23 protein-coding genes are annotated in these 23485 nt (G+C 72.4%); 14 read left to right on the top strand and 9 right to left on the bottom strand.

Annotated elements, in window-relative coordinates; genetic code table 11:
• The first annotated feature begins 264 nt into the window (after window positions 1–264).
• Together ACIBA9_RS11720 and ACIBA9_RS11715 are read left to right on the top strand one after the other, a co-directional pair.
• Entirely contained in the window at window positions 265–789 is a 525-nt protein-coding gene (locus ACIBA9_RS11720; RefSeq protein WP_399361932.1) for a hypothetical protein, read from the top strand.
• A 70-nt stretch (window positions 790–859) separates the two neighbouring features.
• Complete coding sequence (locus ACIBA9_RS11715) at window positions 860–1201, top strand: hypothetical protein (protein ID WP_399361930.1); 342 nt, start codon at window positions 860–862, stop codon at window positions 1199–1201.
• A gap of 263 nt (window positions 1202–1464) precedes the next feature.
• Here the strand turns inward: ACIBA9_RS11715 and ACIBA9_RS11710 are convergent, their stop codons facing one another.
• Together ACIBA9_RS11710 and ACIBA9_RS11705 are read right to left on the bottom strand one after the other, a co-directional pair.
• On the bottom strand, window positions 1465–1845 hold the full coding sequence (locus ACIBA9_RS11710) for an ArsR/SmtB family transcription factor (protein WP_399361928.1): 381 nt from the start codon (window positions 1843–1845) through the stop codon (window positions 1465–1467).
• A 233-nt stretch (window positions 1846–2078) separates the two neighbouring features.
• On the bottom strand, window positions 2079–3197 hold the full coding sequence (locus ACIBA9_RS11705; RefSeq protein ID WP_399361926.1) for a Ku protein: 1119 nt from the start codon (window positions 3195–3197) through the stop codon (window positions 2079–2081).
• A 53-nt stretch (window positions 3198–3250) separates the two neighbouring features.
• Between ACIBA9_RS11705 and ligD the strand changes: the two genes are divergently transcribed.
• Window positions 3251–4138, top strand: coding sequence for a non-homologous end-joining DNA ligase (ligD, locus tag ACIBA9_RS11700; RefSeq protein ID WP_393901557.1), 888 nt, complete (start codon window positions 3251–3253; stop codon window positions 4136–4138).
• 55 nt (window positions 4139–4193) lie between these two features.
• Here ligD and ACIBA9_RS11695 read toward each other — a convergent pair whose 3' ends face one another.
• A complete protein-coding gene (locus ACIBA9_RS11695) occupies window positions 4194–4997 on the bottom strand; it encodes a nuclease-related domain-containing protein (protein ID WP_399361923.1) in 804 nt (267 codons plus the stop codon).
• Window positions 4998–5097: 100 nt separating this feature from the next.
• On the opposite strand from ACIBA9_RS11695, the gene ACIBA9_RS11690 reads away from it, so the two are divergent.
• From ACIBA9_RS11690 to ACIBA9_RS11670, 5 genes are all read left to right on the top strand, one after another.
• Window positions 5098–5607, top strand: a complete 510-nt coding sequence (locus tag ACIBA9_RS11690; protein WP_399361921.1) for a dual specificity protein phosphatase family protein — start codon at window positions 5098–5100, stop codon at window positions 5605–5607.
• 232 nt (window positions 5608–5839) lie between these two features.
• A complete protein-coding gene (locus tag ACIBA9_RS11685) occupies window positions 5840–6691 on the top strand; it encodes a hypothetical protein (protein WP_399361919.1) in 852 nt (283 codons plus the stop codon).
• Complete coding sequence (locus ACIBA9_RS11680) at window positions 6688–7944, top strand: ATP-binding protein (RefSeq protein WP_399361917.1); 1257 nt, start codon at window positions 6688–6690, stop codon at window positions 7942–7944. Before ACIBA9_RS11685 ends, ACIBA9_RS11680 begins: the two co-directional genes overlap by 4 nt.
• Before the next feature lie 619 nt (window positions 7945–8563).
• Window positions 8564–9925: an FtsW/RodA/SpoVE family cell cycle protein gene (locus ACIBA9_RS11675; RefSeq protein WP_399361915.1), complete on the top strand. Its 1362-nt coding sequence runs from the start codon at window positions 8564–8566 to the stop codon at window positions 9923–9925.
• A 23-nt stretch (window positions 9926–9948) separates the two neighbouring features.
• Complete coding sequence (locus ACIBA9_RS11670; RefSeq protein ID WP_399362124.1) at window positions 9949–11406, top strand: peptidoglycan D,D-transpeptidase FtsI family protein; 1458 nt, start codon at window positions 9949–9951, stop codon at window positions 11404–11406.
• A 152-nt stretch (window positions 11407–11558) separates the two neighbouring features.
• Here the strand turns inward: ACIBA9_RS11670 and ACIBA9_RS11665 are convergent, their stop codons facing one another.
• Entirely contained in the window at window positions 11559–12491 is a 933-nt protein-coding gene (locus tag ACIBA9_RS11665) for a hypothetical protein (protein ID WP_399362122.1), read from the bottom strand.
• A gap of 160 nt (window positions 12492–12651) precedes the next feature.
• On the opposite strand from ACIBA9_RS11665, the gene ACIBA9_RS11660 reads away from it, so the two are divergent.
• The 5 genes from ACIBA9_RS11660 to ACIBA9_RS11640 all read left to right on the top strand — a co-directional run bounded on the left by ACIBA9_RS11660 (window position 12652) and on the right by ACIBA9_RS11640 (window position 16256).
• Window positions 12652–13590, top strand: a complete 939-nt coding sequence (locus ACIBA9_RS11660) for a diiron oxygenase (RefSeq protein ID WP_362160515.1) — start codon at window positions 12652–12654, stop codon at window positions 13588–13590.
• A gap of 82 nt (window positions 13591–13672) precedes the next feature.
• Complete coding sequence (locus ACIBA9_RS11655; protein ID WP_393901563.1) at window positions 13673–14323, top strand: TetR/AcrR family transcriptional regulator; 651 nt, start codon at window positions 13673–13675, stop codon at window positions 14321–14323.
• Between the two features lie 10 nt (window positions 14324–14333).
• Window positions 14334–14648 carry a hypothetical protein gene (locus tag ACIBA9_RS11650; RefSeq protein ID WP_393901564.1) on the top strand — a complete coding sequence of 105 codons (315 nt, stop codon included), beginning with the start codon at window positions 14334–14336 and terminating at the stop codon, window positions 14646–14648.
• A gap of 110 nt (window positions 14649–14758) precedes the next feature.
• Window positions 14759–15802 (top strand): NlpC/P60 family protein, encoded by a 1044-nt coding sequence (locus ACIBA9_RS11645; protein ID WP_399361912.1) that lies wholly within the window; start codon window positions 14759–14761, stop codon window positions 15800–15802.
• A 163-nt stretch (window positions 15803–15965) separates the two neighbouring features.
• Window positions 15966–16256, top strand: a complete 291-nt coding sequence (locus ACIBA9_RS11640) for a hypothetical protein (RefSeq protein WP_399361910.1) — start codon at window positions 15966–15968, stop codon at window positions 16254–16256.
• A gap of 107 nt (window positions 16257–16363) precedes the next feature.
• Here ACIBA9_RS11640 and ACIBA9_RS11635 read toward each other — a convergent pair whose 3' ends face one another.
• The 5 genes from ACIBA9_RS11635 to ACIBA9_RS11615 are packed head-to-tail and all read right to left on the bottom strand — an operon-like array spanning window position 16364 to window position 22073.
• Window positions 16364–17617, bottom strand: a complete 1254-nt coding sequence (locus ACIBA9_RS11635) for a styrene monooxygenase/indole monooxygenase family protein (protein ID WP_399361908.1) — start codon at window positions 17615–17617, stop codon at window positions 16364–16366.
• 26 nt (window positions 17618–17643) lie between these two features.
• The gene (locus ACIBA9_RS11630; RefSeq protein WP_399361906.1) at window positions 17644–18303 is read right to left on the bottom strand and encodes a GTP-binding protein; all 660 of its coding nucleotides are present in this window, start codon (window positions 18301–18303) and stop codon (window positions 17644–17646) included.
• Window positions 18284–18691, bottom strand: a complete 408-nt coding sequence (locus tag ACIBA9_RS11625; protein WP_399361904.1) for a DUF742 domain-containing protein — start codon at window positions 18689–18691, stop codon at window positions 18284–18286. Before ACIBA9_RS11625 ends, ACIBA9_RS11630 begins: the two co-directional genes overlap by 20 nt.
• Window positions 18688–19200, bottom strand: a complete 513-nt coding sequence (locus tag ACIBA9_RS11620; RefSeq protein ID WP_399361902.1) for a roadblock/LC7 domain-containing protein — start codon at window positions 19198–19200, stop codon at window positions 18688–18690. Before ACIBA9_RS11620 ends, ACIBA9_RS11625 begins: the two co-directional genes overlap by 4 nt.
• Window positions 19197–22073 carry a nitrate- and nitrite sensing domain-containing protein gene (locus ACIBA9_RS11615; RefSeq protein ID WP_399361900.1) on the bottom strand — a complete coding sequence of 959 codons (2877 nt, stop codon included), beginning with the start codon at window positions 22071–22073 and terminating at the stop codon, window positions 19197–19199. The genes ACIBA9_RS11620 and ACIBA9_RS11615 overlap by 4 nt, the downstream gene beginning before the upstream one ends.
• Before the next feature lie 384 nt (window positions 22074–22457).
• On the opposite strand from ACIBA9_RS11615, the gene ACIBA9_RS11610 reads away from it, so the two are divergent.
• Window positions 22458–23246: a protein phosphatase 2C domain-containing protein gene (locus tag ACIBA9_RS11610; RefSeq protein WP_399361898.1), complete on the top strand. Its 789-nt coding sequence runs from the start codon at window positions 22458–22460 to the stop codon at window positions 23244–23246.
• The last annotated feature ends 239 nt before the right edge of the window (window positions 23247–23485 follow it).

Raw genomic sequence — 23485 nt, 5'->3', positions numbered from 1 at the left:
CGAGGTCGGTGGAACACCGCCGGGGGACCGTATTCCGTGTACTTCAGGATGCCGGGTTCAGGGTGGGCGGAGAGGCGGTCGCGCCGGATGCCGACGGTGTCCGGCCATAGGGTCGGCTGTCCTCCGGGGGGCTTCGAGCCGGCCTCAACCAGGCATGTAATTGAGTTGACCGACGTGCGGCCCGCGGCGGAACAATGAGCCCGCGTCGCCGATGTGGCGCTGTACGTCAACTCCCCGTTGACCACGGGGATTTAGGGGGAACACGTGCGTCTCAACGTCTCCGTCAAGGCGGGGCTCTCTCTTGCTGCCGCCATGTCGGCCCTGCTGATCCCGGCAGCCGGCTCCGCGTCCGCCACCTCCGGCTCCGCCACCGCCTCCGCCACCTCCGTGGCGGCCGCCTCCGGGTCCGGAGGGAGCGTCTCGGTAGCCGCGGCCGCCAGTTTCGACTCCAAGTGCAGGAGCCACAGCCGCACCTACGTCCTGAAGAAGTACTACCGCCAGGTGCCCGTCGGGCCTCCCACCTTCTACACCCTGCGCTGTGGCACGAAGACCTGGGGCTGGAAGCACATTAAGCTGCGGCACGGCTGGAACAGCACCATGGACCGGAAGATAGCCGCGGCCATCGGGACCGGATCCCCCAACGGGCGCGGTGGCTACTCCACCTACCTCAACCAGTGCCCGCGGGTGGAGAAGTTCCGCACCATCCTCGGCACTCCGGGCGGTAACAACGACCTCCTGACGGCCTACAAGGTCGATCAGCCGGCCGTCGCCGGTGTCGCGGCCTGCTAGACGGTCAGACGGTCATGTGGCCATACGGCCTGTCGAGGCGTGGGCCGAGGCGAAAGGATGGGTGACTCCCGTGCCGGAGAAGACGCCAGCCGAGGAGGCCCTGAGTCGGTCGTACGTCGCTGCTGACGGGCTCCGTTTCGACGTCAGCGAGATGACGGTCGAGCACCAGCCGAACCGCGGCGTGACGTTGACGTACCGGCTGACCGTGGGCCGCCAGGGCCACCCGGATGAGCGTTGGGTGGTCGCCCTGCCCTGGGACGACAGATCCTGGGTGGACGTGCTCACCTCGCCCGCGCCGCCTCCCGACCGACTGCGGCAGCTCGTGCACCTCGTCCACGCGCACCTGGAGGAGTGGTGGGACACCAAGGGGCACAACCGGCAGTCCGCGAAGCTGGGGCGGCGGCTCAGCTGAGCCGCCGCCACCGGCGCAGGCCTTCGCGCCTGTGACGCCGCCGCGGTGAACCCGGCCGCTGTCGCGCGCCGGTAGTTGGCCCCCGCGTGGCCTGCCGTCCGGAACTGGTGGGCCGGCGTCTTTTGGGACGCGCTCGCGGGGTAAGCGGAACCTACCCCCGCCGAAGGGTGAAAGGGAAGACCCCCTTTTTGTCGATCTTGTCGATCTTTGTATGGATCTTTATATGGATCCTTTGTGGATCTTTTTATCGATCTCTTTGTCGGTCAGGGGGTGGCCGGTGGGGTCCAGGTGGCCACCAGGTTCAGCAAGCCCGGGAAGCGCGCGTCCAGGTCGGTGATCCGGATCTGACTCCGGCGCTCCAGGCCGTACTGGCGCTGCCGGGTGATCCCCGCCTCGCGCAGCGCCTTGAAGTGGTGGGTCAGCGAGGACTTGGGGCGGTCCAGGCCGAACCAGCCGCAGGTGTGGTCGTACTCCTCGGACTCCAGGAGCAGCTTGCGTACGATCCGCAGCCGCAAGGGGTCGCTGAGCGCGCCCAGTACCGTCTCCAGGCGGAGGTCCTCGACGGCCGGCTCCGGCAACGGATCCGGCAGCGTGCCCGGCAGCGCCTCCGACGGCGAAACGGGGGCCGGGAGGAGGGCCGACACGGAGGTCGGGGCGGGGGCCGAGACAGGGGTCGGCAGAGGGCGGGGTGCCCGTCTGGCCTCCCGCCTCGCGTCCGCGCCGGCGGACCGGTTCGAGGCCAACTGTGGCTCCCTCCGTGAACTTCCCGTACGACTCCGACCGTCGATCGTACGGGCCGCCCGGCGGTCGGGACGTCCGGCGGCAGGGACGTCCAGCGGTAGGCGGCCCATCCGACGGCAGGGGCCGCCTACCGCTCTCAAGCCGAGCGCTTGCGTGACGCCGTCTTCTTCGCCGCCGTCTTCTTCGCGGACGCCCCGCTCCTCGCCGTCGTGCTCTTTGCGATCCCGTTCTTCGTCGTCGCGTTCTTCGTCGTCGCGTTCTTCGCCGTAGCAGTCTTCGTCGTCGTGCTCTTCGCCGTCGTCGTCTTCCTCGTGCCCTGCGCGGTCTTGGAGGTCGACTTCCGGGTGGCCGCCGGCTTCTTGGCGGCGGCCGTCTTCTTCGCCGTGGACGTCGACTTCTTGCCCCCGGTCTCCTTGGGCGCGGCCCGGCCCCGTGACAGCGGCCTGACCTCGGCCTCGCCGCCGGGAGACGGCTCCGCGCCCCGCGACTCCCGGGCCGCCCGCACACTGTTCTCCAGCGCCGCCATCAGATCCAGGACCTTGCCCCCGGTCGCCGGTTCGGGCATCCCGGGCGGGGCCTCGCCGGAGGCCTTCGCGGCGATGACCTCCTCCAGCGCCTCGCGGTACTCGTCGTGCAGGTCCGTCAGGTCGACCTCGCCGAGCGTGTCCATGAGGGCGTCGGCGAGATCGAGTTCCTTGTCGCGGATGGTGACGTCGGCGTCCGGGGCCACGCCCTCGGGCGCGCGCACCTCGTCCGGCCAGAGCAGGCCGTGCATGGCGATGGCGTCGCCGACCACCCGCAGCATGCCCAGGCGCTCCCGGCCGCGCAGCGCGAACTTGGCGATGGCGACCTTGTTGCTGCGTTTAAGGGCCTCCCGCAGGAGGGTGTACGGCTTGGCGGCCGGGGCCCCGCCGGCCGCCAGGTAGTAGGCGGAGCCCATCTGGAGCGGGTCGATCCGGTCGCCCGGCACGAAGGCGACGATCTCGATCGTGCGGGCGGTGGGGATGGGCAGGTGGGTGAGGTCGTCGTCGGTGATCGGGATCATCGTGCCGTCCGCGTCCTCGTACGCCTTGCCGATCTCGGCCTGGGTGACCTCGCGGTCCTCCAGTTCGCACACCTTGCGGTAGCGGATGCGGCCGTTGTCCTCGGTGTGGATCTGGCGGAAGGCGATCGAGTGGCTCTCGGTCGCGTTCACCAGTTTGATCGGGATGCTGACGAGACCGAAGGAGATGGCGCCGTTCCATATCGATCGCACGTGCCGCACCCTTCCTTTACCGTTTTGTCCGGTCGATCTGGGATTGTCATCCTATGACGCCTATCACGGAGGTGGAGGGGCGGCGCGTCGCGCTCAGCAACCTGGAGAAGGTGCTCTATCCGGAGACCGGCTTCACCAAGGGAGAGCTGCTGCACTACTACGCGACCAGCGCCGATGTCCTGTTGCCGCATCTGCGCGATCGCGCGGTGTCCTTCCTGCGCTATCCGGACGGCCCGCAGGGGCAGCGGTTCTTCACCAAGAACGTGCCGCCGGGTACGCCCGACTGGGTCACGACCGCCGAGGTCCTGCGGTCGTCGACGGAGGGACCGGCCCGGATGGTGCTGGTGCAGGACCTGCCGAGTCTGGTCTGGGCGGCGAACCTGGTCGCCGAGTTCCACACCCACCAGTGGCTGGTGCAGAACCCGGAGGAGGCCGACCGGCTGGTGTTCGACCTGGACCCGGGCGCTCCGGCGACCGTCGTCGAGTGCTGCGAGGTGGCCCTGTGGCTTCGCGAGCGGCTCGCGGCGGACGGGATCGAGGCGTACCCGAAGACCGCCGGGTCGAAGGGGCTGCACCTGCTGGCCGCGGTGCGCGGGAGTTCCCCCGAACGGACGTCCGAGTACGCCAAGGCGCTGGCGGTGGAGGCGGAACGGGCGATGCCCGATCTGGTGGTGCACCGGATGACGAAGAGCCTGCGGCCGGGGAAGGTGTTCGTCGACTGGAGCCAGAACGCGGCCCGCAAGACCACGGCCACGCCCTACACCGTGCGCGCCCGTCACGCTCCCCTGGTGTCCACGCCGGTGACCTGGGCGGAGGTCGAGGAGTGCGACGATCCCGGCCGGCTGGAATTCCAGGCCGAGGACATCGCCCCGCGCCTGCGGGACCTGGGGGATCTGATGGCCCCGCTGCTGGAGCGCGGGCGGGCGGCAGCGCTGCCCTGACCCGCGCCCCTCGCGCCGGCGCCGTCACCCCTTCCGAAGGGCTGTTTCCGGGGGGCTAAACCCTCCCCCACGTGTTCCGGTCCCGGGCCATCGCGTGCAGCGCCTCCACGTCCGCCGGTTTCAGCACCCCGCCCAGGCCGGCCAGGGTGCCCAGCTCCGGATCCTGGAGGATCCGCATCCCCCGGGGCTCGGCGGTCACGGTCAGCCGGGCCGGGCCCGCCAGGGCCAGCACCGGACGGACCTCGGCCGTCAGGGCGTACGAGGCGCGGTCGGCGTCGGCGCGCAGCCCGCGCAGCAGCGGCTCGGCCTCGCGGCGGCCCAGGGTGACCATCGGGCCGGCGACCAGGACCCGGGTCTTGCGGGCGTACAGGGCGTGGACGGCGAACACGCCGCCGGGGCCGATCAGCAGGTGGTGGATGCGGGCGCCGCCGGGGAGCGGCACCGAGTGCAGGGTGTGCCAGCCCGCGCCCTCCAGCCCGTCCAGAACCTTCCCGACGGTCTCCTCGGCAGCCAGGGCGCGCCGGCGCGGGTCGGGGCGCAGCCGGCGGCCGGGGCCCGGGTCGCGATCGATGGCGACGAGCAGGGCCTCGCCGGGGCGGTTGGGCGCCAGGTCGTCGTCCGGGTGCAGGGTCAGCCGGGCCAGTTCCGCCGGGGTCGGGACCGGTGGCGGGCCCACGGTCACCGGGCCGGTCAGGAACGGCTTGAGGACCGCGAGCACCTCGTCGCGGCTGTCCTCGCCGAGCAGGTTGACCCGGCCGGCCTCACGGTCGTACCAGGCGACGTTGCCGCCGTCCGGGCGGCAGACGTACAGCCGTTCCCGGTGGTGCCGGAATGCCGGCACCACGCGCAGTCCGCTCATGCGCCATCACCCCTCGACCATGGGAACAGGCGGGGTGCTCCCGGGGCAAGACCGGTTACCGTGGATGACGGCCCTGTGCGGGGGAGTTGGGGAGGCGCCGGTGCGTACCCAGGGAAGGCAGCCCGGCATACCGCCGGCGCCGGAGCGCCCGTGGAGCGAGATCGTGCCCGGCCTGTGGATGGGCGGCCAGGAGTACCTGGTCCGTCCGGGGCGCCTGGAGCGCGTCGTGGTGCGCGACGAGTTCGACGTGGTGCAGTCGCTGCTGCGGGTGGCGGGGTACGGGCCGGATCCGGGCGTGGAGCATCATGTGTGGCCGATCCCGGACGGTCCGCTGGACGGGACGCAGCTCGCCGGGGTGATGCGGCTGGCCCGCGCGGTGGACGAGTCGCTGGACGCCGGCCGGCGGGTACTCGTGCGCTGCCACCATGGTTACAACCGGTCCGGTCTGGTCATCGGGCACGCTCTCACGCGACGCGGGCACTCGGCCGAGGAGGCGATCCGGCTGATCCGCGCCCGGCGCTCGGCGTGGGCGCTGCACAACGAGCTGTTCGTCGAGTACCTGCGGGCGGGCCTTTCCACCGCGCGGTTGCTGGAGGAGCTGGCCGAGTAGCCTTCCTCCCAGCACCGCGACCCGCACAGTGACCGGCACCGTGACCCGCACCATGTCCAGCACCGCGACCCGCACCATGTCCGGCATAGTGACCGGCACCGTGACCAGCGGCGGGACGCGGTGTACAAATCGGACTTCCATTGTGATCTGATACCACTTCCGCACGAATCTACGATTCTACGAATTAAGGTGTACGGGGTCTCCCTCCCGACCCCGACGCCCCAGGAGCACCGTGCCAGCCCGCCGTCCCACCCGCACCGCCCTCGCCGCGGTCGCCGTCGCCCTGCTGTCGGCGACCGCGACGGCCTGCGGGGACACCGGCGGTTTGCAGGGCTCCGGGGCCACCCCGACCGCCGTCAGTCCCGCGAGGCTCTGGCCCGACCTCAGGCCGGCCGCCAGCCCGGCCTACCCGTACGACGTCGCGACCCGGGCGGTCGTCAAGGGAGTGGCGGTGCCCGGTGACGACATCCGCCGCGTCGACCCGGTGGACGTCGTCGAGGCGGAGATCGCGGCGCATCCCGACGACTACGGCTCCAAGGGCGCCTACCACGCGACCGTGGACCGGATGAAGGAGTGCCGGCCGGGTGGGGACAAGGCGCGCTGCCCGCTGCTGAAGCCGTACTACCGGGATCTCACGGGCGACGGGCGGGCCGATCTGACGCTCGGCTTCCGGCTCTACCCGACCAATCAGACGGCGGTGCGCGTGTACACCGTCGAGAACCACCGGCTGGTGCAGGTGCTGGCCGACAACGACGCGATCCTCGGGGTCGAGCTGGCCGGGCGGGCGCTGATCGAACGCTCGCCGGCGGACATCTCCGGGTACGAGTACCGCACCACCTGGGTGTGGGATCCGGGGCAGCGGGCGATGACGTTCTCCCGTGACGAGTATCTGCACACCGGTGGGGGGCGGCACAGCAAGAAGCCGTCCGCGTCTCCCTCGCCGTCGCCGGCTCCGTCCTCGTCGTCTTCCCTGTCTTCGCCGTCTTCGCCGTCTTCGCCGTCTTCGCCGTCTTCGCCGTCTTCGCCGTCTTCGCCGTCTTCGCCGTCTTCGCCGGCCGCCGATTCGTACGCGAGCGCGCGATGAGGTTGGCGCTGCCCCGGTGGGCCGGTCCGCTCGCCGTGAAGGCGGCCGCGTTCATCACGGTGATGTGCTGTGCGCTGGCCGCGCTGCTCGGCGTGCTGGTGCACGTCTCGGTGACCAACCAGACCGTGGGCCAGGCCCGCGACCTCGCGCTGTCCCGGCTCGCGGACGCCACCGAGGCCTACGAGGCCGGGGACCGGCTGCTGCCGGGCGCCGGGGTGGACCCCGAAGGGCTGCCCGCGCCGCTGCGGAACCTGGCGGCGGGCGGTCGGCGCGGCACGATGGTCTCGACGCACCGGGGGCACCCCTCGATGTGGGCGGCGGGTCCGGCCGCCGGGCACCGGGCGCTCGCGGTGGAGGTCGACTACTCGCAGCAGTCGGGGACCATCGCCGGGCTCGACAACGCGATCCTGTGGTCGTCCGGGCTCGCGATCGGGGCCACCGTGCTGGTCGGCGTGTTCGCGGTGACGCGGGTGACCCGGCGGCTGCACGGCACCGCGCGGGTGGCGCGGCGGATCAGCGCCGGTGATCTGGACGCCCGGGTGAACGACCCGCGTACGCAGAATCCGTCCCGGTCGCAGGACGAGGTGGCCGTGGTGGCGGCGGCGCTGGACTCCATGGCGTCGTCCCTTCAGGGCAAGCTCCAGAGCGAGCAGCGCTTCACCGCGGACGTGGCGCACGAGCTGCGTACCCCGCTGACCGGCCTGCACGCCGCGGCCGAGCTGCTGCCGCCGGGCCGGCCGACGGAGCTGGTGCGGGACCGGGTGGCGGCACTGCGCACGCTCACCGAGGATCTGCTGGAGATCTCCCGGCTGGACACCGGCCGGGAGCGGCTCGAGGTCGACACCGAGGAGCTGGGGGCGCTGGCCCGGCGGGTGGTGCGGGCGTCCGGTACGGACACCGAGGTACGGATCGTGCGGGACGTGCGGGTGGAGAGCGACCGGCGGCGGCTGGAGCGGGTGCTGGGGAATCTGGTGACCAACGCGCACAAGCATGGTGCTCCGCCGGTGGTGCTGACGGTGGACGGCCCGGTGGTGACCGTACGGGATCACGGGGGTGGGTATCCGGAGTACCTGCTGGCTCATGGGCCGCAGCGGTTCCGTACGGAGGGTGGGGCCAAGGGGCACGGGCTCGGTCTGACCATTGCGCTGGGGCAGGCGGAGGTGCTGGGCGCGCGACTGACGTTCCTCGACGCGGACGAGGGTGGGGCGGTGGCGCGGCTGGTGTTGCCCTGTGCGGAGGGCGGTGAGGGGTGAGGGGTGGTGCGGCTCGCGGTGTGTGGTTGCGGACCCGATCCGGCTGAACCCGCAGTTCCCCGCGGCCCTGGCGAAGCCGCGGTGAGCGGTGCCGGAAGGTGGCCGCCTCTCCCGGGGCGGAGCGGTTCGGCCGAGGGAGGGGGTGCGGGCAAGGACGCGTCGGCGCGCGCTCGCCACGTCGTGCGGGTGGTGGGCCTCGCGAGCCTGCGGTGCGCCTCGCGGCCGTGAGGGCGGCCGCTACGCCCGCGAGCCGGCCGCCGCCGGCGTCCCGGCCCAGCACCTCCCCGTCGCGGGAGCCGTCCACGGGTTCCTCTCGTTCACCGGCTCGGTGCGCCTCTCGCGGGGCGCCCTGAACCACCTCTTGGACGCCGTGGGCGCGGCCTTCGACCGACCCCGCCCGTCGGCCCCCTTGCGGGGAGCGCGGCTCGTGGTCCGGGTGTGGGACCGATTGGGCCAAGCGCGCAGTTCCCCGCGCCCCCGAGGGGGCTGCGGTGAGCGGTGCCGGAACGTGGCCGTCGCTGGTCGCGGCCCCCGGGAAACGGGGAAGCCGGTGTGGGGGTTCGCCACGCGGGGTGGGTGGCTTGGGGCGGGAGTCGTCCTGTTTGGGTAGGTTCCGGGCATGATGAAGGCCGGAACCACTCTGGCGGCGGCCCAGGCTCCCGCGCCCGCCGTGCGCCTCCCCCGGCGCCGCGGCATCGAACTCGCGCTGATCGTGCTGGCCGTCCTGCTCTCCGTGTACGGCTACTGCGCGGTGGGGCTGGCACGGACCGGCACCGTGCCGCCCGGTGCCGCGGGATACGGGGCCGGGCTCGGTGTGCTCGCCCTGTGCGCGCATATCGCGGTCCGCATCCGGGCGCCGTACGCCGATCCGCTGCCGCTGCCGATCGGTGTGCTGCTCAACGGCCTCGGGCTGGTGCTGATCTACCGACTGGACCTGGAGACCCCGGGCGACCGGGCGGCTCCCACCCAACTGGTGTGGTCCACGCTGGGGGTGAGCCTGTTCATCGCCGTCGTCCTGGTACTGCGCGACCACCGGGTGCTCCAGCGCTACTCCTACGTGTGCGTGGTCGCTGCCCTGGCCCTGCTGTTGCTGCCGATCCTCTTCCCGGCCGTCAACGGCGCCCGCATCTGGATCCGGATCGCCGGATTCTCCATCCAGCCGGGCGAGTTCGCGAAGGTGCTGCTCGCGGTGTTCTTCGCCGCCTATCTGGCCGCCAACCGCAACGCCCTCGCGTACACGGGCCGCCGGGTGTGGCGGATGCAGTTCCCGACCGGGCGGGTGCTCGGCCCCATCGTGACGATCTGGCTGCTGAGCGTCGGCGTGCTGGTCCTGGAACGCGACCTCGGCACCTCACTGCTGTTCTTCGGCCTGTTCGTGGTGCTGCTCTACGTCGCCACCGGCCGCACCGGCTGGATCGCGGTCGGGCTGACGCTGGCGGTGCTCGGCGCCGTCGCCGTCGGCCGGCTCGAACCGCATGTGAACGGCCGGTTCGAGGACTGGCTGCACCCCTTCGCCACCATCGAGGCCGGGCAGGGCCCCAACCAGCTCGCCCAGTCCCTGTTCGCCTTCGCGGCGGGCGGGTTCCTCGGCACCGGCCTCGGGCTCGGGCACTCCGTCCTCATCGGCTTCGCCACCAAGTCGGACTTCATCCTGGCCACGGCGGGCGAGGAACTGGGCCTGGCGGGACTCGCGGCGATCATCCTGCTGTACGCGCTGCTCGTGGAGCGCGGCTACCGGGCGGGGCTCGCCCTGCGCGAGCCGTTCGGCCGGCTCCTCGCGGTCGGGCTGGCCTCGATCCTCGCGCTCCAGGTGTTCGTGATCGCGGGCGGGGTCACCGGCCTGATCCCGCTGACCGGCATGGCGATGCCGTTCCTCGCCCAGGGCGGCTCCTCGGTGGTCACCAACTGGGCGATCGTGGCGCTGCTGATCCGGGTGAGCGACTCGGCGCGCAGCCAGTACGACGGCCGGGAGGCCCCGTGACCGAGCACACCGGCGGCCGCCCGATGGCCCGCTACATCCGGCACGCCTGCGCGTTCTGCACCCTGCTGCTGGCGGCCCTGCTGGTCAACGCCGCCCGGGTGCAACTGGTTCAGTCCCGCGTCTACGACGACAATCCCGCCAACCGCCGTCCCTCGATCGCCCGTTACCAGCAGCCGCGCGGTGACATCCTGGTCGGGGGCGAGCCGGTCACCGGGTCCCTGGACACCGGTGAGCAGCTCCGTTACGAACGCACCTACCGCAACGGGCCGTTGTTCGCCCCGGTCACCGGCTTCGCCTCGCAGCTGTACGGCACCACCTTCCTGGAGCACGCCGAGGACGGGGTGCTCGCCGGCACCGATCCGATGCTGTCCGCGCTCCCGCTGTGGAACGACGTGACGCGCAAGCCCAGTCCGGGCGGTGACGTCGTGACCACCCTGAACCGGCGGGCCCAGGAAGCGGCGTACCGGGGTCTCGCCGGGCGCAAGGGCGCGGTGGCCGCGATCGAGCCGGCGACGGGCCGTGTCCTGGCGCTGGTGACCAGCCCGTCGTACGACCCCGCGGCGCTGTCGGGCAACGGCGAGGCGGTGACGTCGGCGTGGGCGCGACTCAACCACGATCCGGAGAAGCCGATGCTCAACCGGGCGGTACGGCAGACGTATCCGCCGGGCTCGACGTTCAAGGTGGTCACGGCGGCGGCGGCGCTGGACGCCGGGGTGATCACGGACCTGGACGCGCGGACGCGCTCCCCCGATCCCTACCGGCTGCCGGGCACCACGACCCGGCTGACCAACGAGGCCGACGGCTGCCGGGACGCCTCGCTGCGGACGGCCTTCGAGTGGTCCTGCAACACCGTGTTCGCCAAGCTCGGTGTGGACGTGGGGGCGGAGGGCATGGTGTCGACGGCCGAGGGGTTCGGGTTCAACGACACAGGTGTGCGCATTCCGTTCTCCGTCTCGCCCAGCACTTTCGACCGGCACGTGGACAAGGCGCAGCTGGCGCTGTCCTCGATCGGGCAGTACAACACGCGGGCCACGCCGTTGCAGATGGCGATGGTCGCGTCGGCCGTCGCGAACGACGGTCAGTTGCGCTCGCCGTATCTGGTGGAGCGGACCACCCGCAAGGGCGGCGAGACGGTCGCCGGGGCCGGGCCGCGGCCGGTTCGCCAGGTGATGCGGCTGTCCACGGCCGAGCGGCTGAAGGAGTTGATGACCGACGTGGTCGAGGAGGGCACGGGCACCCAGGCGGCGATCCCCGGCGCCACGGTCGGCGGCAAGACCGGCACCGCCCAGCACGGGGTCGGCAACTCCGGTGTGCCGTACGCGTGGTTCGTCTCCTGGGCGCAGGCCGACGACGCCGTGGAGCCGGGGGTGGCGGTCGCCGTGGTCGTGGAGGACGCCTCGGCGGACCGGGGCGAGATCAGCGGCGGCGGGGACGCGGCGCCCATCGCCCGGGATGTGATGCGCGCGGTTCTCGGACTGTGAGCGGCTCTCCGGGCGGCGACGGCCCCCACGGCCTCCACCCTTCGGCCACCGTCCAGCGGTGGGCTCCCGGTGGGCCCGCTGTCGGATCCGACGTATGAGGGCGCACGGCCCGATGCCGTGCGCCCTCAGCGTGTGGACCGACCCGGGGGCGGTCAGTCGATCGGCTTGACCGTCTCGGAGCGGATCCGGAGCGTCTTCTTCGCGAGCGCCGCGAGGTCCACGTCCGACGGGTTCTGCGAGACGCCGGCCGTGGTCACCTCGGCGATCGTGGCACCCGTGTTGCCGTCGGCCCAGGCGCACATGGGCAGGGTGATCTTCGTGCCGAGCTGGTTCTGGGTCAGCACCTGGCAGCTGATCGTGACGTCCAGGTCGAAGTCCTTCGCCGGGACGGCGACGGTCGCGCTGTCGCTCTGGGCGGCGCCCTTCATCATGTTGTGCCGGGCCGCGTCGGAGTTCTTGAACCGGCCGTACATGCCCGAGACCACCAGGGTGCCCTTGGACTGGTCGCCGCCCAGGGTGTAGCTGCCGACCACGCCGCGCATGTCCTTGGCGTCCCAGGCGCCGTCGGCCTCGTTCTCGATCTTCTTGCCCTCGGAGGCGGACATGTCGCGGCCGAGCTGGTACTGCCCGTCCAGCAGCGTCCTGGGCAGGGTGAGCTTGTTCTTGGCCTCGGGGAAGCCGCTCTCGGCGACCGTGCCGAGCACGACGAGCACGGCGACGACCGCCGCGATGACACCGCCCACGATCCCGAGCACCAGACCGACCCGGCGCTTCTTGGGAGGCGGGGCCATGGGCGGCGTACCACCCCACCCGGGGTACGGCTGCTGGGGCTGGCCGGGGTACGGCTGCTGCTGGGGGTAGGGGGAGCCGTACGGGCCCGGGGCGGGCTGCGGCGGCACCTGACCGTACCCGGGCTGCTGGCCCTGCGGGGGCTGCTGGCCCTGCGGGGGCTGTTGGCCGTACCCGGGCTGCTGGCCGTAGGGAGGCTGCTGGCCGTACGCGGGCTGCTCACCGTAGGCGGGCTGCGGCTGGTTCGGTTGCTGCTGCGGCTGGTTCGGATGCCGCGGCTGCTGCGGCGGAGGCATGGACACGCCAGCACGCTACTGCACCCGGGTGACACACGGACCCCGGTCCGGCGCCCCGACGCGTCGTCAACAAGTCGCGCACAGGGGATTGACGGCCTTGCTGACAGGCAGTCTCATAAGAGGCGGACGACGTACCCCCGGGTAACGAGGTGAGGGAGCCATGACGACCCTGACGGAAGCGGACGCGCTGGACGGCCTGCGCGACGCGCTCGGCCTGCTCAAGGACCGGGAGCAGGTGGCCGAACGGCTGCTGGCCTCCTCCGCCAAGCACTCCTTCGACCCGGACGAGGAGCTGGACTGGGAGGCGCCCTTCGAGCCGGGCAAGTGGTTCTGGCCGCCGGAGCTGGTGTCGCTGTACGGCACCCCGATGTGGAAGCGGATGAGCGAGGAACAGCGCATCCTGCTCTCCCAGCACGAAGCCGCGGCCCTCGCCTCGCTCGGCATCTGGTTCGAGATCATCCTGATGCAGCTGCTCGTCCGGCACATCTACGACAAGGCGGCGACGAGCGCGCACGTGCGCTACGCGCTCACCGAGATCGAGGACGAGTGCCGGCACTCGAAGATGTTCGCGCGGCTGATCTCGCGGGGCGACACGCCCTGGTACCCGGTGAGCCGGGCGCACCTGAACCTCGGCCGGGTGTTCAAGACCGTCTCGACGACCCCCGGCTCCTTCACGGCCACGCTGCTCGGCGAGGAGATCCTGGACTGGATGCAGCGGCTGACCTTCCCCGACGAGCGGGTGCAGCCCCTGGTCCGGGGCGTCACGCGGATCCACGTCGTGGAGGAGGCGCGCCATGTCCGGTACGCCCGTGAGGAGCTGCGGCGCCAGATGGTGACCGCCCCCAAGTGGTCGCAGGAGTTCACCCGGGTCACCTCCGGGGAGTTCGCGCGGGTGTTCTCGGTCGCCTTCGTGAACCCGGACGTGTACGCGAACGTCGGCCTGGACAAGCGGGAGGCGATGGCCCAGGTGAAGGCGAGCGGGCACCGCCGGGAGGTCATGCAGACGGGCGCGAAGCGGCTGACGGACTTCCTGGACGACATCGGGGTGCTGCGGGGCGTGGGGCGGCGGCTGTGGAGGTCCTCGGGGCTGCTGGCCTGACCCCGGCCCCGGGTGGTCGCGGGTGGCCGGAGTGGACGCGTGGCCGCCGTGCCGCGCCCCCGCGGCGATTAGGCTGCCGGTCATGACCCCGGCCGCCACCCCCGCCTACCGCCGCCTGAGCGTCGAGGAGCGGCGCAGCCAGCTCCTCGACGCCGCCCTGTCCCTCTTCGCGCACCGCGCGCCCGAGGACGTGTCCCTGGACGACGTGGCGGAGGCGGCCGGGGTCTCGCGCCCGCTGGTGTACCGGTACTTCCCCGGTGGCAAGCAGCAGCTGTACGAGGCCGCCCTGCGGTCCGCCGCCGAGGAGCTGCGGCAGTGCTTCGACGAGCCCCGCGAGGGCCCGCTGCTGCCCCGGCTGTCCCACGCGCTCGACCGCTATCTGGCCTTCGTGGACGGGCACGGCACCGGTTTCAGCGCGCTGTTGCAGGGCGGCAGCGTGGTGGAGACGTCCCGGACGACCGCCATCGTGGACGGGGTGCGCCGGGCCGCCGCCGAGCACATCTACAGCCATCTGGGAGTCCCCGACCCCGGTCCGCGGCTGCGGATGACGGTCCGGACGTGGATCACGGCCGTGGAGGCGGCCTCGCTGATCTGGCTGGACGAGGACAAGCTGCCGCCGGTCGAGGAGCTGCGGGACTGGCTGGTGGAGCAGTTCGTGGCCGTCCTCGCGGTCACCGCCGGCCGTGACCCGCAGACGGCGGCCGTCGTCGGCGCGCTGGCCGAGGAAGGCTGACACTGGAGCCGTGAAGAGCCAGGACACCCCCTTCGAGGGCGGCCCGATGGACGGCCGTGTGCTGCCCGTGCTGCTCGGTCCGACCGGGCACCCGCCGAAGACGTACCGCATCCCCGTCCCCGGCGCCGACGGCGGCCCGCCCACGGTGCTGGTCTACCGCCGCGAGCCGAGGGGGCACACCAGGCGGCTGGGACTGATCAAGGGATGGAAGTACCGCTACGACCCGGACGACGTCTCCGGCGGCGGCCTCAAGTGGCCCTGGACGAAACCGGCCACCAAGCCACACAGCGCGCCGTCCGGCAAGCCGGACGACCCCGACGGGTGAAACCGCTGCGCCATGTGGCGCAGACTTACCCCGTGATCGACCGACACGTCTGATTATCACCTTGCGACGAGAGGCGGACCGTCCGCTTCCCCCGCATCGGAGGTGATGACGTGTCAGGAAGACTTCTGCGCCTGGCCTGTACGGCCGCGGTGGTGGCCCAGGCCGTCCTCGCGCCCGTGCCGGCGGTGGCCGCGCCGGCACCCGAGCGGTCGGTCTCCCAGCTGCTGACGGATCTCCAGCGGCTGTACCGGCAGACCGAGCAGGCCACCGAGTCCTACAACGCCACCGCCGAGCAGCTGCGGCGGCAGCGGGCCGAGGTGGCCCGCCTCGACGGCGAGCTGGCCCGCGCCCGCCTCGCGCTGCGGGGCAGCCGGACCGACGCCGGCCGGCTGGCCCGGCAGCAGTACCAGAGCAGCGGCGGCCTCGGCCCCTACGTCCGCGTGCTCCTGGCCCCGGACCCGCAGCACGCGCTGGACGAGGGCCATGTCATCGGCGAGCTGTCCCGCCAGCGGGCCCGTACGGTGGCCCGGCTGACCACGGCGGAGAAGCGCAAGGACGTCCTCGCCCGGGAGGCCCGCGAGGCGCTCGACACCCAGCTGACCCTCGCCGGCCGGCAACGCAGGGCACGCGACGACGTCCGGGCCGGCCTGGACGAGGTCGAACGCCTGCTGGCCTCCCTCACCCCCGCCCAGCTCGCCGCGGTGTCACGCCTTGAGGAGCAGGGCGTCTCCGAGGCCCAGCAGCGGCTCGGCACCGCCGGCGCCCTCCCCGAGGACCGCCCCGCCTCCCCCGCGGGCGACCGCGCCGTCAGCTATGCCCTGGACCAGCTCGGCAAGCCCTACCAGTGGGGCGCGCAGGGCCCCGCGGCCTACGACTGCTCGGGCCTGACCTCGCGGGCCTGGGAGCGGGCGGGCACACCGATCCCGCGCACCAGCCAGGAGCAGTGGCGGCAGCTGGAACGCGTCCCGCTGAGACAGCTGCGCCCCGGCGACCTCGTGGTCTACTTCCCGGAGGCGACGCACGTGGCGATGTACGTGGGCGACGGCAAGGTCGTCCAGGCGCCGAGACCCGGCGAGAGGGTGCAGGTCTCCCCTCTGGCGTCCTACCCGGTGCTCGGCGCGGTCCGTCCGGACGACACGCGCCCACGAGGCTAGCCGGACCACGAGTCGACCACCGTGGAGAGCGGCCACGCCGGGAGCGAGGCCTCCGGCGGCGGCGCTCGGGCTCCGCGATGGCGAGGGCGCCCCGGCTGGTGTTTTACGGCACCGCCGGGCCGCGGGCCACGCCCGTGCAGTAGCCTCCCCGCGGAGGGGTGCCATGGTCGCGTGGATCATTTTGGGAGCCGGCTGCTTTGCGGTGGTCGTCGGCGTGTTGGCCTTGACCGGCCGGGGAGTCGCACCGCACGCGCGTTCACGCAGGTCCGGTTGGGGTCGGATCGCGATGGGGGGCGGCTTCGTCCTGGACGGCGGAACCAGACTTCTCGGCGTCTCCTCCGGTGTGGGGCTGGTTGTTTCCGCCGTTGCCCTGGGACTCGTCGTGCTCGGTGCGGTGCTTCAGATCCGGGCCGGAGCGTTCGCCAGGACCCGTCCCGCCGGCGACGGAGACTGAGGACGGCCTCCCGGCAACCGGAAGACGGCCCCGGCGCATGCCGGGGCCGTCCGTGGGCCGTGCGAAGGCGACCGACGACGACGGTCGCAGGCCAGGTCAGAGGGGTGTCAGGCTCCGGTCACCGAGGCCAGGTAGGCGCCGGTCTTCTCCGGGTCGTAGAAGAAGTTATCGAAGTCGGCCGGGTCGTTGAAGGCGTTGGCGAACCGGTCCGCCACGGGCTGCAGTTGGCCGGCCGCCCCGATGAGGTTCAGGACGTGCTCCGGCGGCGGCGCCAGCATGGCGTTGGTCCACTTGGTGACGTGCTGGGCGGTGGCCCAGTACCGGTCGAACGTGGCGCGCATCCACGCCTCGTCGAACGGCTGGTCCCCCCGCTCCAGGATGGACGCGAGGTAGGCGGCCGCGCACTTGGAGGCCGAGTTGGAGCCCTGTCCGGTGATCGGGTCGTTGGCGACGACGACGTCGGCGACTCCGAGGACCAGGCCGCCGGAGGGGAGACGGCCGACGGGGTTGCGGACGGTGGGGGCGTAACGGCCCGCCAGCGTGCCGCCCGCGTCCGTCAGCTCGACCTTCGTCGCCCGCGCGTACTCCCAGGGTGTGAACTTCTCCATGAGTTCCAGGGTCAGGGAGAGGTGCTCCGCCGGGTCCTTCACGCCGCGGAAGGCGTCGAGCGGGCCGCCGGGTATGCCCTCCCAGAACAGGATGTCGGCACGGCCGGAGGTGGTGAACGTCGGCATGATGAACAGCTCGCCGACGCCGGGGACAAGGTTGCAGCGGACCGCGTCGAAGTCGGGGTGCTCCGGGCGCGGGCCCAGCCCGTGGACGTAGGCCACCGCGAGGGCGCGCTGCGGCTCGGCGTAGGGGGAGCGCTCCGGGTCGCGGGCGAACATCGACACCAGCTCGCCCTTGCCGGCCGCGACCAGCACCAGGTCGTAGGTGCGGGAGAAGTAGTCGAGGTCGCCGACGGCCGCGCCGTGGATGACCAGCTGGCCGCCGCGCTGGGCGAAGGTCTCCATCCAGCCGGCCATCTTCACCCGCTGGTCGACCGACTGCGCGTACCCGTCCAGCCTGCCCACCCAGTCGATCGCCCGCTGGGTGGGGCCCGGGTCGTGCGAGCCGGGGGCCGCGACCGAGACGCCGAGCCCCTCGATCTTCGGGGCCTGGGACTCCCAGAAGTTCAGCTGGAGATCGCGCTCGTGCCGCAGGGCGGTGTCGAACATGCACTGCGTCGACATGACGCGGCCGGAACGGATCTCGTCCGCGGTCCGGTTCGACATCAAAGTGACCTCGTAGCCGTGCGACTGGAGGCCGAGGGCGAGCTGGAGTCCGGACTGGCCGGCTCCGACGACGAGTATCTTCCGCATGCGGGTGGTTCTCCTACGGGTGAGGACTACTCGGGGGTTTCGTCCAGCGCGTGGGCGACCAGGGCCAGGAGGGTTTCGATGGCCGAGATTCGCCGCCGCGCATCCATGATCATGACAGGGATGTGCGCGGGTATCGTCAGCGCCTCCCGCACGTCCTCCGGATCGAACCGCTCGCTGCCGTCGAAGTGGTTGACCGCGACGACGTACGGCAGTCCGCAGCTCTCGAAGTAGTCCAGCGCCGGGAAGGAGTCCTTCAGCCGGCGGGTGTCGGCCAGGACGACGGCGCCGATCGCGCCACGCACCAGGTCGTCCCACATGAACCAGAACCGCTGCTGGCCAGGCGTGCCGAACAGGTAGAGCACCAGGTCGTCGTCGAGCGTGATGCGGCCGAAGTCCATGGCCACGGTGGTGGTGAGCTTGCCCGGCGTGGCGGACAGGTCGTCGGTGTCCTCGCTGGCCTCGGTCATCAGCGCCTCGGTCTGCAGGGGCGTGATCTCCGAGACGGAGGTGACCAGGGTGGTCTTGCCGACGCCGAAGCCCCCGGCCACCACTATCTTCGTGGCGATGGGGGCCCGGGTGCGGTCCGTCTGCCAGGACCTCGGGTCCTCGTCGGGCTCGAGATGTCCGACGGCGAGGGGGTTGCCTCCGACGGCGGAGGCGGCGGCGTCAGAGACGGCGGAGTCCACTCAGCACCCTTTCCAGCAGAGCGCGGTCCGGGCGGCCGGTGCCGTGACCGGTTCCGGTGCCGTACACACGGATCTTTCCCTGGTCCGCGAGGTCGCTCAGGAGCACGCGGACCACACCGAGCGGCATCTTCAGCAGCGCGGCGATCTCGGCCACCGTTCGCATACGGCGGCACAGTTCGACGATGGCCCGCATCTCCGGCATGACCCGGGTGGCGAGGTTGCCGTTCGTCAGTTCCTTGCGCTCCTCGGGGGCCTCCAGCGCGGCCACGAACGTCTCCACGAGGAGGACGTGGCCGAAGCGGGTACGGCCGCCGGTGAGCGAGTAGGGGCGGACCCGGGCGGGTTTGCGGTCGCCGCCGCGGACGGGGAGCCTGGAGGTGCCGTTCATCGGGCGCCTCCGGTCGTCGCGCCCTCGGACGATTCCAGCGACTGCCTCAGCTCGGAGCGTAGTTCGGGGGTCAGGACGTGGCCGGCCCGGCCCACGAACAGGGCCATGTGGTACGCCACGACGCTCATGTCGCACTCGGCGGAGCCGTGGACACCGAGCAGCGAGCCGTCGCTGATCGTCATGACGAACAGGCTGCCCTCCTCCATCGCGACCATCGTGTGCTTGACCGCGCCGGAGTCCATCAGCTTCGCGGCGCCGACGGTGAGGCTGCCGATGCCGGAGACGATGGTGGCGAGGTCGGCGGCGGAGCCTTTCGGGCCGCCGCGCTGGGCGGCGCGGGCCTGGCGGGCCTCCTCCGTGTGCTCCGGGTCGGACGAGAGCAGGAGCAGACCGTCGGAGGAGACCACGGCGACGGACTGGATGCCGGGTACTTCCTCGACCAGGTTGGTCAGCAGCCAATGCAGGTTGCGTGCTTCACTGCTCAGTCCGTAGGTACTGGGCGCGGTCAACTGCTTGCCTCCTCGGCTGTGCCCCCCGTGGCTTCTTCGGCGTGTGCATAGCTGGCCGGCCGCTGGTGGCCGGCCGTACGGTCGGCGACCTCCGCCTCCACATCGCGGTAGCCGGCCTCCGCGCCGCGGCGGAAGCCGCCGAGCCGGCGGCGCAGGGCGTCGGCGTCGACGCTCGTGCTGCGCTGGCGGGGCGGTGCGGCCGGTGCGGTGATCTTGGGTGTGCGCTTGGGAAGGCCCTTGCTGGTGACGGGGTCTTCCGTCGCCGTCTCCTGCGGCACCGTCTCCTGCGTCGCCGCTCCGGCCGCGCCGGTCGCGGGGTCGCCGCCGCCGGGGGCCGCCGGGGCGTGGGTCCCGCCCGGTGCCTCGGCCGCCGACAGGTCCGGCAGCAGCAGCTCCATCGTCGTCTCGGCGAGCGTCTCCTCCGGGACCTTCGGACGGCTGTCCGGGCCGGTCTCCGGGTGGGGGGCCGCCGGGCCCGCCTGCTCGTGCTGCTCGTGGACCGCGTGCTCCGCGGGGGCGCCGGAGGTGCGCTCGTGGTGCTCCTCGGCCGGGTCGGCGCAGGCGTGCTCGTGCGGTTCCGCCGGGTCGGCGGGGGTGTGCTCGCGGTCTGCCTCGGCCGGGTGGCCGGAGGCGTCGCGTACCGCCTTCTCCGCCAGGGCGACCAGGACGTCGCCCTCCTTGGTGCGGGCGTGCAGGACGTTGGAGTTGGCCTCGGCGTCGGCGCCGGGCAGGGAGAAGGTGCCCGTGCCGCCCGCCGCCGTGGCCTGGGCCGGGAGCCCGGCCTGCGGGGCGTCGGCGAGCAGCGGGGCGGGCAGCACCACGACCGCGGCGATGCCGCCCTGCTTCTGCTCGCGCAGCTGGACGCGGGTGCCGTGCCGATGCGCGAGGCGGGCCACGACGTAGAGGCCGAGCCCGAGGCCGTCCTCGCCCTCCTGGTCGTACGGGGACTGCGGGTCGAACTCGGCGAGGCGCGCGTTGAGACGGCCGAGGCGCTCCCCCGCCATGCCGATGCCCTCGTCCTGGACGGACAGCATGACCTCGCCGGATTCCAGCAGCCAGCCGGAGACCTCGACGGGCAGGTCCGGCGGGGAGAACGCGGTGGCGTTCTCCATCAGCTCGGCCAGGAGGTGGGAGAGGTCGTCCGCGGCGAAGCCCGCGACATGGGCGTGCGGGGGGAGGGCGGCGATGCGGACGCGTTCGTAGCGTTCGATCTCGCTGACCGCCGCGCGGACCACGTCCACCAGCGGGACCGGGTTGTGGTGCTGCTGGACGTGCTCGGCGCCGGCGAGGACCAGGAGGTTCTCGCTGTGCCGGCGCATGACCGTGGCGAAGTGGTCCAGCTTGAACAGGGTGGCGAGGCGCTCGGGGTCCTGCTCGCGCTCCTCCAGGCCCTCGATGACCGCGAGCTGACGTTCGACCAGGCCCAGGGTGCGCAGGGCGAGGTTGACGAAGGTGGAGCCGATGCTGGTGCGCAGCCGGTCCAGCTGGGCGGCGGAGTCGGCGAGTTCGGCGCGCAGGGCCTCGCGGGCGTCGGCCATCTTCTGCCGCTGACCGACCAGGTGCTTGCGGTCGGTCTCCAGGGTGGCCACGCGCTCGTGCAGGGCGGCCGCGTGGGCGTGCAGGGCGTTGACCGAGCGGACGACCTGGGCGAACTCGTCGTTGCGGCCGGTGAAGGCGATGGGTTCCTGGGCCGCCGGGTCCTCGGCCTGCGCCAGCCGGGCCGAGCCGCGGCGCAGGACCGACAGGGGGCGGGTGAGGGTGCGGGCCATGGCCGTGGCGATGCCGATGGTCAGCAGCATCAGGGCGCCGAGCACGGCGACGCGGATCTCCAGGGCGGTGACGTCGTCGTCCCGCAGCTTGGCGAGGTCCTTGACCCGGTGGTCGTAGAGCGCGGACTCGGCGCCGCGCATCAGGTCGACACGGGAGGACAGGGCCGCGTCCAGCTTCTTGGTGCTGGTGGTCAGCTCGCTGTCGGCCAGCGTCGGCTGGTCGGTGAGCGTGGCGAGGTACTTCTCGGCGGAGTTGACCTCGGGACCGGTGACCGTGGAGTCGTAGGAGCCGACGGCCGCCTCGGGGGCGGTCGCGCGGAAGTCGGCGAGGCTCGCGTCGGCCCGCAGCCGTGCCTGCTGGGCGGCGGCCGTGAGGGCGTCGCGCTGCTTCCTGTCCGCGTCCGTCGCGGTATTGGCCGTGGTGGGCAGGCCGGTGGTGGGGCTGATCACCGTCCGGGTGTTCGACGGGACGTTCAGCGCGGCCAGCAGCAGGCCGCGCGCGGCAGCGGACTGCTGGACGGCGGTGTCCAGCTCGGCGAGCGCGTAGGCGCCGGAGCCGGCCCTCGGGGGCATCTGCTCGGCCAGCCGTCCGGCGAGCCGGTGCAGCTCGGTGATGGTCTGCGAGTAGGCCTGGTGGGCCTGGAGCGCGGTGCTCTTGCCGGTGAGCGCGGACCGGCGGACGGCGGCGATGCCGTCGAGGTCGGTGCGCAGGGCCGCCGGGGTATCGGTGTGCGCGCGGAGCTCCTCGACCTGCCGGTCCACCCGTGCGCTGCGGTCCTCGGTGGGCGCCTTGGACTTGGGGCGGCCGGCCGCGATGTAGCTGGTGACCTGGTCACGCTCGTCGGAGAGGGCGTGCGCGAGGGACAGCGCGTCCTGGGTTCGTTCGGCCAGCGTCACCAGTTGCTGGGAGTCGCTGACGTCCGCGGAGGCGCTCAGCAGGGCGGGTGCGCCGGCCCCCGCGACGGCGGCGGCCACCACGGCGACGGCGACGATGAGCCGGTTGCGCACATGGGTGGGGCGGCCGGTGCCCACGGAAGTCTGCTGGGCGGTCCCCGTGGGGGCCGCCGTCTGCCTGCCTGTGCGCCGAGGCCGCTTTTTCTGCACCGGTGCTCGCATTCCTGAACTCGTATACCCAAGGGCCCGGGTGGCGCCCCGTCATCTTGGTGCCACATGGTGCGTGCACCCGATTCGTACGGTTCCCGACCCTCCCAGCGCCGGTGGGCAGTGGTCGCGCATCACCTGACCCGCCACCTGAAGGAGTGAACATCGGAGGGGAGTTGACGAGCAAGTTCCGGCGGTGCCCGGAAGGCCCATGCGCGGCGGGCCGGTTGGACGCGCGCGGCGGGCTTTGGCAGTATTCGCCACCACGCCTTCCCGGAGTAGATCATTTTCTCCCAAATCAGGCGCCTGACCTGCGGGGGCATCCCGTTTCGACGGCGCTTGCAGGCCTTTCGCGGAAGCTGTGAAGGCCTCGTGCAGACTGGCCGGATGCGAACTGATCTCGTCTCGGAACCCGGCGCCGCCACTCGCCCCAACGAGGACTTCGCCGGTGTCGGACTAACCGCCTCCGGACAGGGAGGTTGCGTGATCGTCCTGGACGGGGTCACTCCGCCCAGCGGCGGCACGGGATGTCTGCATTCCGTTCCCTGGTACACCGCGCGGCTCGGCGGCGCGCTGCTCGAACTGTCCGTTTCCGGCCGAGATCTGACGCTGTCGGAGGTACTCGCACAGGCGATCACCCGCACCGCCGAGGGGCACGCGGACGCCTGTGACCTTTCTCACCCGCGAACCCCGCAGGCAACCGTCGTCCTGGCCCGGTGGTCCGCCGCCGTGTTCGAGTATCTGGTGCTCTCCGACTCGGCCTTGCTGCTCCAGGGCCCCGACGGCACGGTCACGCCGGTGCTGGACGACCGGCTCGACCTGCTGCCCCGCTCCGCCCTGGCCACCGACGCCCTGGTGGACGCGACCCTGCGCAACAAGGAGGGCGGCTTCTTCACGGCCGCCGCCGATCCCTCGGTGGCGGCCCGCGCCGTCACCGGCACCCTCCCCCGGCGCGAGGTCCGCGCGCTGGCCGCGCTGACGGACGGCGCGACCCGCTGGACGGAGACGTTCCACGAGGGCGACTGGACGGCCCTGTTCGACCTGGTCGCCAAGTGCGGCGCCCGCTCGCTGATCGAACGCGTCCGCGAACTGGAGACGGCCGACCAGGAGGAGCGGACGTTCCTCGGCCCCGCCAAGACCCACGACGACGCGACGGCGACGTACGTGGAGCTGTGAGCCGGGGTGGCGGCCTGGCGTGCCGGAGGGGTCCTGGGCCTGGGGGCCCGGGTGGGGGTGTGGTGGGCCCGGGCGGCGCCTGGCGGCGGGGCCGGTGGGTTCCGGCGGGGCCGGTGGGTTCCGGGCGGGGCCGGTGGGTCCCGGCGGGTCCCAAGCGGGGTCGGGTGGAGCCCAGGCGGGTCGGGCGGGGTCGGGGAGGTCCCGGCTGGCCCGGGAAGGTCTACGCATACGCGGTGGTG

It is taken from the genome of Streptomyces sp. NPDC051452, from assembly GCF_044454765.1.
Taxonomy (GTDB): domain Bacteria; phylum Actinomycetota; class Actinomycetes; order Streptomycetales; family Streptomycetaceae; genus Streptomyces.
Note: the sequence above shows the minus strand (reverse complement) of the source record. Positions and strands in the feature narration are given on the sequence as shown.

What these genes read in the sequence shown, in the direction of transcription:
- ligD (WP_393901557.1), top strand. Translation starts at nt 3,251, where the DNA reads ATGACGCCTATCACGGAGGTGGAGGGGCGGCGCGTCGCGCTCAGCAAC.
- ACIBA9_RS11695 (WP_399361923.1), bottom strand. Translation starts at nt 4,997, where the DNA reads ATGAGCGGACTGCGCGTGGTGCCGGCATTCCGGCACCACCGGGAACGG.
- ACIBA9_RS11680 (WP_399361917.1), top strand. Translation starts at nt 6,688, where the DNA reads ATGAGGTTGGCGCTGCCCCGGTGGGCCGGTCCGCTCGCCGTGAAGGCG.
- ACIBA9_RS11675 (WP_399361915.1), top strand. Translation starts at nt 8,564, where the DNA reads ATGATGAAGGCCGGAACCACTCTGGCGGCGGCCCAGGCTCCCGCGCCC.
- ACIBA9_RS11670 (WP_399362124.1), top strand. Translation starts at nt 9,949, where the DNA reads ATGGCCCGCTACATCCGGCACGCCTGCGCGTTCTGCACCCTGCTGCTG.
- ACIBA9_RS11665 (WP_399362122.1), bottom strand. Translation starts at nt 12,491, where the DNA reads ATGCCTCCGCCGCAGCAGCCGCGGCATCCGAACCAGCCGCAGCAGCAA.
- ACIBA9_RS11660 (WP_362160515.1), top strand. Translation starts at nt 12,652, where the DNA reads ATGACGACCCTGACGGAAGCGGACGCGCTGGACGGCCTGCGCGACGCG.
- ACIBA9_RS11655 (WP_393901563.1), top strand. Translation starts at nt 13,673, where the DNA reads ATGACCCCGGCCGCCACCCCCGCCTACCGCCGCCTGAGCGTCGAGGAG.
- ACIBA9_RS11640 (WP_399361910.1), top strand. Translation starts at nt 15,966, where the DNA reads ATGGTCGCGTGGATCATTTTGGGAGCCGGCTGCTTTGCGGTGGTCGTC.
- ACIBA9_RS11635 (WP_399361908.1), bottom strand. Translation starts at nt 17,617, where the DNA reads ATGCGGAAGATACTCGTCGTCGGAGCCGGCCAGTCCGGACTCCAGCTC.
- ACIBA9_RS11625 (WP_399361904.1), bottom strand. Translation starts at nt 18,691, where the DNA reads ATGAACGGCACCTCCAGGCTCCCCGTCCGCGGCGGCGACCGCAAACCC.
- ACIBA9_RS11610 (WP_399361898.1), top strand. Translation starts at nt 22,458, where the DNA reads ATGCGAACTGATCTCGTCTCGGAACCCGGCGCCGCCACTCGCCCCAAC.